This is a genomic window from Shewanella phaeophyticola (assembly GCF_025398315.1).
GTDB classification, from domain to species: domain Bacteria; phylum Pseudomonadota; class Gammaproteobacteria; order Enterobacterales; family Shewanellaceae; genus Shewanella; species Shewanella phaeophyticola.
In genome coordinates this window covers 4,081,506-4,094,073 of sequence record NZ_JAODOQ010000001.1, presented here as the reverse complement: position 1 = coordinate 4,094,073, position 12,568 = coordinate 4,081,506, and the positions used below count along the sequence as shown (strand labels likewise).

7 protein-coding genes and 5 pseudogenes are annotated in these 12,568 nt (G+C 45.1%); all 12 read left to right on the top strand.

Annotated elements, in window-relative coordinates; all coding sequences use genetic code 11:
* The first annotated feature begins 53 nt into the window (after positions 1-53).
* The 12 genes and pseudogenes from rpoC to rplV all read left to right on the top strand — a co-directional run bounded on the left by rpoC (position 54) and on the right by rplV (position 12,557).
* Positions 54-4,282 (top strand): annotated as a pseudogene (gene rpoC, locus N4T56_RS18985) (DNA-directed RNA polymerase subunit beta').
* A 177-nt stretch (positions 4,283-4,459) separates the two neighbouring features.
* Positions 4,460-4,834, top strand: coding sequence for a 30S ribosomal protein S12 (rpsL, locus tag N4T56_RS18980; protein ID WP_101033703.1), 375 nt, complete (start codon positions 4,460-4,462; stop codon positions 4,832-4,834).
* 82 nt (positions 4,835-4,916) lie between these two features.
* The gene (gene rpsG / locus N4T56_RS18975) at positions 4,917-5,387 is read left to right on the top strand and encodes a 30S ribosomal protein S7 (protein ID WP_160056453.1); all 471 of its coding nucleotides are present in this window, start codon (positions 4,917-4,919) and stop codon (positions 5,385-5,387) included.
* A 79-nt stretch (positions 5,388-5,466) separates the two neighbouring features.
* Positions 5,467-7,563: an elongation factor G gene (gene fusA / locus N4T56_RS18970; protein WP_188923174.1), complete on the top strand. Its 2,097-nt coding sequence runs from the start codon at positions 5,467-5,469 to the stop codon at positions 7,561-7,563.
* Positions 7,564-7,632: 69 nt separating this feature from the next.
* Positions 7,633-8,818 (top strand): annotated as a pseudogene (tuf, locus tag N4T56_RS18965) (elongation factor Tu).
* A 354-nt stretch (positions 8,819-9,172) separates the two neighbouring features.
* Complete coding sequence (rpsJ, locus tag N4T56_RS18960; protein WP_261734287.1) at positions 9,173-9,484, top strand: 30S ribosomal protein S10; 312 nt, start codon at positions 9,173-9,175, stop codon at positions 9,482-9,484.
* Positions 9,485-9,511: 27 nt separating this feature from the next.
* On the top strand, positions 9,512-10,150 hold the full coding sequence (gene rplC, locus N4T56_RS18955) for a 50S ribosomal protein L3 (RefSeq protein ID WP_188923005.1): 639 nt from the start codon (positions 9,512-9,514) through the stop codon (positions 10,148-10,150).
* A 16-nt stretch (positions 10,151-10,166) separates the two neighbouring features.
* Positions 10,167-10,774 (top strand): annotated as a pseudogene (gene rplD / locus N4T56_RS18950) (50S ribosomal protein L4).
* The gene (rplW, locus tag N4T56_RS18945) at positions 10,771-11,073 is read left to right on the top strand and encodes a 50S ribosomal protein L23 (protein ID WP_124729276.1); all 303 of its coding nucleotides are present in this window, start codon (positions 10,771-10,773) and stop codon (positions 11,071-11,073) included. Before rplD ends, rplW begins: the two are co-directional and overlap by 4 nt.
* 16 nt (positions 11,074-11,089) lie before the next feature.
* A pseudogene (rplB, locus tag N4T56_RS18940) lies at positions 11,090-11,915 on the top strand (50S ribosomal protein L2).
* Between the two features lie 14 nt (positions 11,916-11,929).
* Positions 11,930-12,208 (top strand): 30S ribosomal protein S19, encoded by a 279-nt coding sequence (rpsS, locus tag N4T56_RS18935; RefSeq protein ID WP_006083596.1) that lies wholly within the window; start codon positions 11,930-11,932, stop codon positions 12,206-12,208.
* Between the two features lie 15 nt (positions 12,209-12,223).
* Positions 12,224-12,557: pseudogene (gene rplV, locus N4T56_RS18930) on the top strand (50S ribosomal protein L22).
* Positions 12,558-12,568 lie beyond the last annotated feature (11 nt).

Genomic DNA, 12,568 nt, shown 5'->3' with positions numbered 1-12,568 from the left:
AAGGGTGCTTTGCATCAGCAAAGCACCTGGTTTAACTCCTTCAGGAGAGAAACGTGAAAGACTTATTAAAGTTTCTTAAGCAGCAAAGTAAGACTGAAGAATTTAACGGAATCAAAATTGGTTTGGCTTCGCCAGATCTCATCCGTTCTTGGTCTTTTGGTGAAGTAAAGAAGCCAGAAACCATTAACTACCGTACATTCAAGCCTGAGCGTGAAGGTTTGTTCTGTGCGCGTATCTTTGGTCCGGTTAAAGATTACGAATGTTTGTGTGGTAAATACAAACGTTTAAAGCACCGTGGTGTGATTTGTGAAAAGTGTGGCGTAGAAGTTACCCAGACTAAAGTGCGTCGTGAGCGCATGGGTCACATTGAATTGGCTAGTCCAGTTGCCCACATTTGGTTCTTAAAGTCACTTCCGTCACGTATCGGCTTAATGCTGGATATGACGTTACGTGATATTGAACGCGTACTGTACTTCGAATCATTTGTTGTTATCGAGCCTGGCATGACCACGCTTGAGCGCGGCCAAATGCTTACCGAAGAAACGTATCTTGATGCGTTAGAAGAATACGGTGACGAGTTTGAAGCTAAGATGGGTGCAGAAGCAGTTTTAGAATTGCTACGTGCTATCAACTTAGAAGAACAGATCGAACAAATGCGTGAAGAATTGCCTTCAATCAATTCTGAAACCCGTCGTAAAAAGGTGACAAAACGCCTTAAACTGATGGAAGCATTCTTCACCTCTGGCAACAAGCCAGAGTGGATGATCTTAAAAGTATTACCGGTTCTTCCACCTGATCTACGTCCATTAGTGCCGTTAGACGGTGGTCGTTTCGCGACGTCAGATCTTAACGATCTTTATCGTCGTGTGATTAACCGTAACAACCGTTTGAAGCGTCTGTTAGATCTAGCTGCGCCTGACATTATCGTACGTAACGAAAAGCGTATGTTACAAGAGTCAGTTGATGCGCTATTAGATAACGGTCGTCGCGGTCGTGCTATTACAGGTTCTAACAAGCGTCCGCTTAAATCTCTTGCAGATATGATCAAGGGTAAGCAGGGTCGTTTCCGTCAGAACTTACTTGGTAAGCGTGTTGACTATTCAGGACGTTCGGTTATTACCGTTGGTCCTACTTTACGTCTACACCAGTGTGGTCTTCCTAAGAAGATGGCACTTGAGCTATTTAAACCATTTATTTATGGCAAGTTAGAAGGTCGTGGTCTAGCCACTACGATTAAAGCTGCTAAGAAGATGGTTGAACGCGAACAGGCTGAAGTATGGGATGTATTAGACGAAGTGATTCGTGAACATCCAGTAATGCTTAACCGTGCACCAACACTTCACAGACTCGGTATTCAAGCATTTGAACCAGTTCTGATTGAAGGTAAAGCAATTCAATTGCACCCGTTAGTTTGTGCGGCATACAACGCCGACTTCGACGGTGACCAAATGGCGGTTCACGTTCCATTAACGCTTGAAGCTCAATTAGAAGCTCGTGCGCTAATGATGTCAACCAACAACATTTTGTCACCTGCTAACGGTGAGCCTGTAATTACACCGTCTCAAGACGTTGTATTAGGTTTGTACTACACCAGCCGTGAATGTATTAACGGTCGCGGTGAAGGCATGGCTTTCTCTTCAGTTGCTGAAGTAGAAAAAGCATATGCTACAGGTGCAGCAGAATTACACGCTCGCGTTAAAGTGCGTATCACTGAAACATCAATAGCCGCAGACGGTGAAAGAACTAAAGCCACTCGTATCATTGATACTACAGTTGGTCGTGCACTTTTATCATTGATCCTGCCAGAAGGCTTATCATATGATTTGGTTAACCAAAACATGGGTAAGAAGCAGATCTCTAAGCTATTGAACACGTGTTACCGTCAACTAGGTCTTAAAGATACCGTTATCTTTGCTGACCAATTGATGTATACCGGTTTCCGTTTTGCAACCATCTCAGGTGCCTCCGTAGGTATCGACGATATGGTTATTCCAGCTGAGAAATACACGCTAGTTGCCGATGCTGAAGCTGAAGTACTTGAAATTCAAGAGCAGTTCCAGTCAGGTCTAGTCACAGCGGGTGAGCGTTACAACAAAGTTATCGATATCTGGGCATCTGCTAACGAAAAAGTGTCGAAAGCGATGATGGAAAACCTGTCAACTGAGACAGTAGTTAACCGTGACGGTGTTGAAGAGAAACAAGCATCGTTTAACAGCATCTATATGATGGCTGACTCAGGTGCTCGTGGTAGTGCGGCTCAGATCCGTCAGTTGGCGGGTATGCGTGGTTTGATGGCTAAGCCTGATGGCTCAATCATCGAAACCCCAATTGTGGCTAACTTCCGTGAAGGTCTAAACGTACTACAGTACTTTATTTCTACTCACGGTGCGCGTAAAGGTCTTGCCGATACCGCATTGAAAACAGCTAACTCGGGTTACCTAACTCGCCGTCTAGTAGACGTAGCACAAGACTTAGTTGTAATTGAAGATGACTGTGGCGTTGAACATGGTCTAACAATGAAGCCGCTTATTGAAGGTGGTGATGTTGTTGAGCCATTACGTGAACGTGTTCTAGGTCGTGTTGTTGCTGTTGACGTATTGAAGCCAGGTACTGAAGAAGTACTTGCTCCACGGAACACGCTTCTTGATGAAGCATGGTGTGACACGTTAGAAGAGAACAGTATCGATGAAGTCATTGTACGTTCTGTAATTACCTGTGAAACAGACTTTGGTGTGTGTGCAGCATGTTACGGCCGTGACTTGGCTCGTGGTCATATTATTAACCACGGTGAAGCCATTGGTGTTGTTGCAGCACAGTCAATCGGTGAGCCTGGTACACAGTTAACCATGCGTACGTTCCACATTGGTGGTGCGGCATCACGAGCTTCTGCAGAAAACAACGTTCAAGTTAAGAACGCAGGTTCTCTGAAGTTACACAATGCTAAGCATGTTTCTAACATCGACGGTAAGCTCGTTATCGTGTCTCGTTCTTCTGAGTTAGCCATCATCGATGAGCTAGGCCGTGAGAAAGAGCGTTATAAAGTGCCTTACGGTACCGTTTTAGAGAAATTGGAAGACAGTGAAGTGGCGCCAGGCGAAATTATCGCCAACTGGGATCCACATACTCACCCAATCATTTCTGAAGTAGCGGGTAGTGTTAAGTTTGTTGACATGATCGACGGCGTAACCATGACACGTCAAACTGACGAGTTAACGGGTTTGTCTTCAGTTGTTGTACTTGAAATTGGTGCGCGTACTTCTGCTGGTAAAGAATTACGTCCAGCCATTCGTCTAGTTGACGCAGATGGTAATGACTTAATGATCCCTGGTACTGAAGTACCAGCTCAATACTTCTTACCAGGCAACGCGATTGTATCGAAAGACGATAACGCTAAAATCAACGTTGGTGACGCTCTAGCACGTATTCCACAAGAATCGTCTAAAACACGCGACATCACCGGTGGTCTACCACGTGTTGCTGACTTATTCGAAGCGCGTAAACCAAAAGAGCCAGCAATTCTTGCTGAAATCACTGGTACAATCTCGTTCGGTAAAGAGACAAAAGGCAAGCGTCGTCTAGTGATTACGCCAGCTGATGGCGGTGATCACTATGAAGAGATGATCCCTAAATGGCGTAACTTAAACGTGTTCGAAGGTGAAAAAGTCGAACGTGGTGAAGTTATTGCTGACGCTACCCAGAAGCTGCACATGACATTTTACGCCTTCGTGGTATCCACAACGTAGCAAACTACATTGTGAACGAAGTACAGGATGTTTACCGTCTGCAGGGTGTAAAAATCAACGACAAGCACATCGAAGTTATCATTCGTCAAATGCTACGTAAGTGTTTAATCACAACAGCAGGTGACAGTGAGTTCTTAGAAGGCGAGCAAGTTGAAGTTGCGCGTGTGAAGATTGCTAACCGTGAGCTGATTGCTCAAGGGAAAGAACCAGCAACGTTCGAACGTGAATTATTGGGTATTACCAAAGCATCTTTGGCTACTGAATCATTCATCTCAGCTGCCTCGTTCCAGGAAACCACTCGTGTGTTAACTGAAGCTGCCGTTGGTGGTAAGAGCGATCCGTTACGTGGTCTGAAAGAAAACGTAATCGTTGGTCGTTTGATCCCTGCTGGTACAGGCTATGCTTATCACAAAACTCGCAATGAAGAACGCGCTAAAGAAGCAAGTTCGAAAGGCAAAGTGGAAGCAACAACTGTAACTGCAAGCGAAGCTGAACAGAACCTAGCAGATCTACTAAATTTGGCTGGTAGCCAAGATTAAGTTAGCGATTTGTTAAAAAAAGGCGCCAATGGCGCCTTTTTTATTGGAATTTGCACGAAAAGTTGGCTATTTCTTGACAGGCAGCCATTACCTTTCTAAAATTCCGCGTCCCATCATTGTGGGATATAGATTTTTCACACCTAATTGTTGAGTTTAAATCAACTGTCGGAGCTATACATGGCAACTGTAAACCAGTTGGTACGTAAGCCACGCGCGCCAAAAGTCGAAAAGACTAATGTGCCTGCGTTGAACGCGTGCCCACAAAAACGTGGTGTTTGTACTCGTGTGTACACTACAACACCTAAAAAACCTAACTCTGCACTACGTAAAGTAGCTCGTGTGCGTCTAACTAACGGTTTCGAAGTAACTTCGTACATCGGTGGTGAAGGCCATAACTTGCAAGAACACAGTGTAATCCTCATCCGTGGTGGTCGTGTTAAAGACTTACCTGGTGTGCGTTACCACACTGTTCGTGGCGCATTAGACTGTGCTGGCGTGACTTCACGTCGCCAAGGCCGCTCTAAGTACGGTGCTAAGCGTCCTAAGTCTTAACGTATCCCGTTTAAGTAAGGCCAAGCTAGTATTTATTTGACATTCCAGTTTTGGAAATACCTGAAGCATACGGAGAATTGATATGCCAAGACGTCGCGTTGTAGGACAACGTAAAATCCTACCAGATCCAAAGTTTCACAGTGAGTTGTTGGCTAAGTTCATCAACGTCATTATGCAGGACGGCAAAAAGTCGACTGCAGAAAAAATTATCTACAAGGCGTTAGATGTTGTCGCTGAAAAGAAAAGCGAAAACCATTTAACTATCCTTGAAGCAGCTCTTGATAACGTACGCCCTTCAGTCGAGGTTAAATCTCGTCGTGTTGGTGGTTCAACGTATCAAGTACCATGTGAAGTTCGTCCAGTGCGTCGTAACGCACTAGCGATGCGCTGGTTAGTTGAAGCTGCTCGCAAGCGTGGTGAAAAATCTATGGCTCTACGTCTAGCAGGTGAAATGCTAGACGCATCTGAAAACAAAGGTACTGCTGTTAAGAAGCGTGAAGACGTGCATCGCATGGCTGAAGCTAACAAAGCCTTTGCTCATTACCGTTGGTAATATGATGGAGCGGGCTTTTGCCCGCTCCATATTGTTGATATTGCTAAAACCAAAAGTTTTAGTTGAGAGGGTATAAATAGTGGCTCGTACAACCCCAATTGAGCAGTATCGTAATATCGGTATTGTTGCTCATGTGGATGCAGGTAAAACTACGACAACAGAACGTGTTCTGTTCTATACCGGTATGTCTCATAAAATCGGTGAGGTGCATGATGGCGCCGCCACGACCGACTGGATGGTACAGGAACAAGAACGTGGTATTACTATTACGTCTGCTGCTGTAACGACCTTTTGGCGAGGTATGGATGCTCAATTCACTGAACACCGTATTAATATCATCGATACCCCAGGTCACGTAGACTTCACGATTGAAGTTGAGCGTTCATTACGCGTACTTGATGGAGCCGTAGTTGTATTCTGTGGCTCGTCAGGCGTAGAACCGCAATCTGAAACTGTTTGGCGCCAAGCTGACAAGTACCACGTTCCACGTATGGTATTTGTTAACAAGATGGACCGCGCAGGGGCAGATTTTGACCGAGTAATAAATCAAATTCGTAACCGCCTTGGCGCAACTTGTGTGCCGATCCAATTAAACATTGGTGCAGAAGAGAACTTCAAGGGTGTTATTGATTTAATTAAGATGAAAGCCATTAACTGGTCTGAATCAGATCAGGGAATGACATTCACTTATGAAGACATTCCTGCAGATCTCGCAGCGAAAGCTGCCGATATGCATGAGTATCTCGTGGAAGCAGCAGCTGAAGCCTCAGATGAACTGATGAACAAATACCTTGAAGAAGGTGAGTTATCAGAACAAGAGATTAAAACAGCACTGCGTCAGCGCACAATTAATAATGAGATCGTTCTTGCTACCTGTGGTTCTGCATTTAAGAACAAAGGTGTGCAAGCGGTTCTTGATGCGGTTATTGACTTCCTTCCAGCGCCTAGTGAAGTACCGGCAATTAAAGGTATTGACGAAGACGAAAATGAAGTTGAACGCCCATCAGATGATAATGCACCATTTGCAGCATTAGCATTTAAAATTGCGACTGATCCATTTGTTGGAACACTTACCTTTATCCGAGTTTATTCCGGCGTACTTGAGACAGGCGCGGGTGTTTACAATTCTGTTAAGCAGAAACGTGAACGTATAGGTCGTATGGTGCAAATGCACGCAAACGATCGTACCGAGCTAAAAGAAGTTCGTGCAGGTGATATTGCTGCGGCTATAGGTCTAAAAGATGTTACAACCGGTGATACTCTTTGCGATAACAATCACAAAGTGATTCTTGAGCGCATGGAGTTCCCAGAACCCGTGATTACCATTGCCGTTGAGCCTCGTTCGAAAGCCGATCAGGACAAAATGGGTATCGCGCTGCAAAAATTAGCAGCAGAAGATCCATCTTTCCGTGTCGAGACCAACGAAGAGTCAGCTCAAACACTGATATCAGGAATGGGTGAGCTACACTTGGATATTATCGTTGATCGTATGCGTCGCGAATTCAGTGTAGAGTGTAACGTAGGTAAACCACAGGTTGCCTATCGTGAAACAATTCGTTCGAAAGTTGAAGTGGAAGGTAAGTTCGTACGTCAATCTGGCGGACGTGGTCAGTTTGGCCATGTTTGGCTAAGACTCGAACCACTTGAAGAAGGTGCGGGCTACGAATTTGTCAATGAAGTCGTAGGTGGTGTTATTCCTCGCGAATACATCCCAGCCGTTGACAAAGGTATTCAAGAGCAGATGAAAAACGGCGTATTAGCTGGCTATCCTGTTCTTGATGTGAAGGTCACATTGTTTGACGGTTCATATCATGATGTGGACTCGAACGAAATGGCGTTCAAAATTGCAGGTTCAATGGGCTTCAAACAGGGTGCGCTAGACGCTAACCCTTCGTTGCTCGAACCTTGTATGAAAGTAGAAGTGACTACACCTGAAGATTATATGGGCGACGTTGTAGGTGATTTAAACCGCCGTCGTGGCATAATCGAAGGTATGGACGATGGCATCGCAGGTGTTAAACTTGTCCATGCGGTAGTACCTCTATCTGAAATGTTTGGTTATGCGACTGATTTGCGCTCTGCATCTCAGGGTCGTGCTTCTTACTCTATGGAGTTTTACAAGTACGCAGATGCACCGCAAAACATTGCAAAAGCGATTATAGAATCTCGTAACTAATATCGGTTACGGCATCAATGTTATATTGCTCGAATTAAACGAGCACTTCTGAAAAGAAAGGAATTTATCGTGGCAAAAGCTAAATTTGAACGTAATAAGCCTCACGTAAACGTAGGCACCATCGGTCACGTTGACCATGGTAAAACAACTCTTACTGCAGCTATCTCTGCAGTATTGTCTAAGACTTATGGTGGTGAAGCACGTAACTTCGCTCAAATCGATAACGCTCCAGAAGAGCGTGAGCGCGGTATTACCATTAATACTTCTCACATCGAATATGACACACCAACACGTCACTACGCACACGTAGACTGTCCAGGTCACGCGGATTATGTTAAAAACATGATCACTGGTGCTGCACAGATGGACGGCGCAATTTTAGTAGTAGCAGCGACAGATGGCTACAATGCCACAGACTCGTGAGCACATCCTACTTTCACGTCAGGTTGGTGTACCTTTCATCATCGTATTCATGAACAAATGTGACATGGTAGATGACGAAGAGTTACTAGAATTAGTAGAAATGGAAGTACGTGAACTTCTATCAGAATATGACTTCCCAGGTGATGACTTACCAGTAATCCAAGGTTCTGCATTAAAAGCGTTAGAAGGCGATGCGGCATGGGAAGCTAAAGTAATCGAACTTGCAGAAGCACTAGACAGCTACATTCCAGAGCCAGAGCGTGACATCGACAAGCCATTCCTACTACCAATCGAAGACGTATTCTCGATTTCAGGTCGTGGTACAGTGGTAACAGGTCGTGTTGAGCGTGGTATCATCCGTGTATCTGACGAAGTAGAAATCGTTGGTGTTCACGCGACCACTAAAACAACTTGTACTGGTGTAGAAATGTTCCGTAAGCTGCTTGACGAAGGTCGTGCAGGTGAGAACTGTGGTGTGTTATTACGTGGTACTAAGCGTGATGACGTAGAACGTGGTCAAGTACTAGCTAAGCCTGGTTCAATCACTCCACACACTACATTCGAATCAGAAGTATACGTGTTATCAAAAGAAGAAGGCGGACGTCACACTCCATTCTTCAAAGGTTACCGTCCACAGTTCTACTTCCGTACAACAGACGTAACAGGCACAATTGAGTTACCAGAAGGCGTAGAAATGGTTATGCCTGGTGATAACATCAAGATGGTTGTTACTTTGATTTACCCAATCGCGATGGACGACGGTTTACGTTTCGCTATCCGTGAAGGTGGCCGTACAGTTGGTGCTGGTGTTGTAGCTAAAATCATCGCGTAATAGCGACTTTAGTGAACACTGAAAAAGGAAGCTTCGGCTTCCTTTTTTGTTTTTAAAAAACAAAACAATCTAGTGGCATAAATACATAATTTGTGTAAAATGCGCAGCAATTGATTGTGAACAGACTTTCTGAAGACTATTTACACAATGGGCTTGATCTCCAATAAAAGATCTGTATAATTGCCCACTCGCTGACATGTGCAGCGTTAAATATAATGTTAAACCAATAGGGTTTTTCATTTTCATAGCGACTCCGATTGGGAGTCGAACGGTTAAATCATCTCGCTCTGCTTTTCTAATAAAGAAAAAGCTAGAGGGTGATTTTTTATGTGTCCATTTTAGGAGCTCTGGTCAATGCAGAACCAAAGAATCCGTATCCGCTTGAAAGGCTTTGATCATCGTTTGATTGATCAGTCTACAGCGGAAATCGTTGAAACTGCTAAGCGTACAGGCGCGCAGGTACGTGATCCAATTCCACTACCAACACGCAAAGAGCGTTATACCGTTTTGATCTCTCCGCACGTTAATAAAGACGCTCGTGACCAGTATGAAATTCGTACTCACAAGCGTTTAGTTGACATCGTAGAGCCAACAGAAAAGACTGTAGACGCATTAATGCGTTTAGATCTTGCGGCTGGTGTCGACGTTCAGATTAGCTTAGGTTAATTGAGATCCTTAGAAGAGGTTTGAGAGATGGCTATCGGTCTTATTGGTCGTAAAGTGGGTATGACTCGCATCTTCACTGAAGATGGTACGTCAATCCCTGTAACAGTGATTGAAGTCGCTGGCAACCGCGTAACTCAAGTGAAAACTTTAGAAACTGACGGTTACCGTGCACTTCAAGTGACTACTGGTACCAAAAAAGCCAATCGCATCACTAAAGCAGAAGCAGGTCATTTTGCCAAGGGCGGCGTAGAAGCCGGTCGTGGTTTATGGGAATTGCGTTTAGCAGATGGTGAAGGCGAAGGCATTGAAGTTGGTGCTGAGCTTAATGTTGATATTTTCGCTGAAGTAGTGAAAGTAGATGTTACTGGTCAATCAAAAGGTAAGGGCTTCCAAGGCGGTATTAAGCGTTGGAACTTCCGTACTCAAGATATGACTCACGGTAACTCATTGGCGCACCGCGCGAACGGTTCTATCGGTCAGAACCAAACGCCTGGTCGTGTATTCAAAGGCAAAAAAATGTCAGGTCATATGGGTGCTGAGCAAGTAACTACTCAAAATCTACACGTTGTACGTGTTGATGCAGAGCGTAACTTGTTATTAGTACGCGGCGCAGTTCCAGGCGCTACCAATGGTGATCTAATCATTAAGCCTGCAGTTAAAGCTTAGGTCTGAGGAGATAGTAATGGAATTGGTATTGAAAGACGCGCAAAGCGCTCTTGAAGTTTCCGAAACTACCTTCGGCCGTGACTTTAACGAGGCACTGGTTCATCAGGTAGTTGTAGCTTACGCTGCAAACGCACGTCAGGGCACTCGTGCTCAAAAGACTCGTGCGGAAGTAACTGGCTCTGGTAAAAAGCCATGGCGCCAAAAAGGCACTGGCCGCGCTCGTGCCGGTAGTGTTAAAGGCTACCAATCTGGCGTGGCGGTGGCGTTACATTCGCTGCTAAAACACAAGATCACAGCCAAAAAGTTAACAAGAAGATGTACCGTGGTGCTCTTAAGAGCATTCTTTCTGAATTGGTACGTCAAGAGCGTTTAGTCGTTGTTGAATCATTTAGCGTTGAAGCTCCTAAAACTAAAGAGTTGAAGGCTAAATTAGCAGCAATGAACCTAGAAGACGTTCTAATTGTTACTGCTGAAGTTGATGAGAATTTATTCTTAGCAGCTCGCAACTTATACAAAGTTGACGTACGTGACGTAGCGGGTCTTGACCCAGTAAGTCTAATTGCGTTTAACACTGTTCTTGTTACTGCTGATGCAGTGAAGCAAATCGAGGAGATGCTAGCATGATCCGCGAAGAACGTTTGCTAAAAGTGATTCTAGCTCCGCACATCTCTGAAAAGAGTACTGTCGTTGCTGAGAAGAACAACACTGTAGTTTTCCGCGTAGCAATCGATGCGACTAAAGCAGAGATCAAAGCTGCAGTAGCGAAGCTATTTGAAGTTGAAGTAGATTCAGTTCGCACTCTAGTTAACAAAGGCAAAACTAAACGTACCGGTGGCCGTGTTGGTCGTCGTAGCGATTGGAAAAAAGCTTATGTTACTTTAGCTGCTGGTGCTGACATCGATTTCGTCGGCGGCGCTGAGTAAGCAAAGGAGAATTATCATGGCAGTTATTAAGTGTAAGCCAACCTCTCCAGGTCGTCGCCACGTAGTTAAAGTGGTGAATACGGACTCTGCATAAGGGTAAACCTTTTGCTGGCCTGTTGGCGAAAAAATCTAAAAGTGGTGGCCGTAACAATACTGGCCGTATCACAGTACGCCACGTTGGTGGTGGACATAAGCAGCACTACCGTCTAATCGACTTTAAACGCGATAAAGATGGTATCCCTGCGAAAGTTGAACGTCTTGAATACGATCCAAACCGTACAGCGCACATCGCGTTAGTACTGTATGCAGATGGTGAGCGTCGTTATATTCTTGCTGCAAAAGGCATGAAAGCTGGCGATGCAATCAAATCTGGTTTGGATGCAGACATCAAGACTGGTAACGCAATGCCGTTACGCAACATTCCTGTAGGTAGTGTTGTACACGCTGTTGAGATGAAACCTGGTAAAGGTGCTCAGATCGCACGTTCAGCTGGTGCTTATGTACAAGTTGTTGCTCGTGATGGTGCTTATGCAACTCTACGTCTTCGCTCTGGCGAAATGCGTAAAGTTCCAGTAGATTGCCGCGCGACATTTGGTGAAGTTGGTAATGCCGAGCATATGCTACGCCAGTTAGGTAAAGCAGGTGCTAAACGCTGGAGAGGCATTCGCCCTACAGTACGTGGTGTTGCAATGAACCCAGTAGACCATCCACATGGTGGTGGTGAAGGCCGTACTTCTGGTGGACGTCATCCAGTGAGTCCATGGGGTGTGCCGACTAAGGGTTATAAAACTCGTAGCAACAAGCGCACTGACAAGTACATCGTACGTCGTCGTAATAAATAGTAAGAGGATTCGCCATGCCACGTTCTCTCAAGAAAGGTCCCTTCATTGACCTGCACTTGCTGAAGAAGGTAGAGAAAGCGATGGAAGCGGGAGACAAAAAGCCAATTAAGACTTGGTCTCGTCGCTCAATGATCATCCCTAACATGATTGGGTTGACCATCGCTGTCCATAATGGTCGTCAGCACGTACCTGTGTTCGTAACTGACGAAATGATCGGTCACAAGCTTGGTGAATTTTCACCAACTCGCACTTATCGCGGCCATGCTGCAGATAAGAAAGCGAAGAAGCGTTAATACGGGAGGAATAAGATGGAAGTTTTAGCTAAACATCGTTTTGCTCGTACGTCTGCGCAGAAGGCTCGTCTAGTTGCTGATCAAGTTCGTGGACTGCCTGTTTCTAAGGCACTCGAAATTTTGACCTTCAGCCCAAAGAAAGCCGCCGTACTAGTTAAAAAAGTACTTGACTCAGCTATCGCAAACGCCGAACACAACGAAGGTGCTGACATTGATGAGCTTAAAGTTGGAGCCGTCTTCGTAGATGAAGGCACCAACAATGAAGCGTATCATGCCACGTGCTAAAGGCCGCGCTGATCGTATCATGAAGCGTACCAGCCACATTACTGTGGTTGTATCAGATCGCTAGGAGAAGAGAGC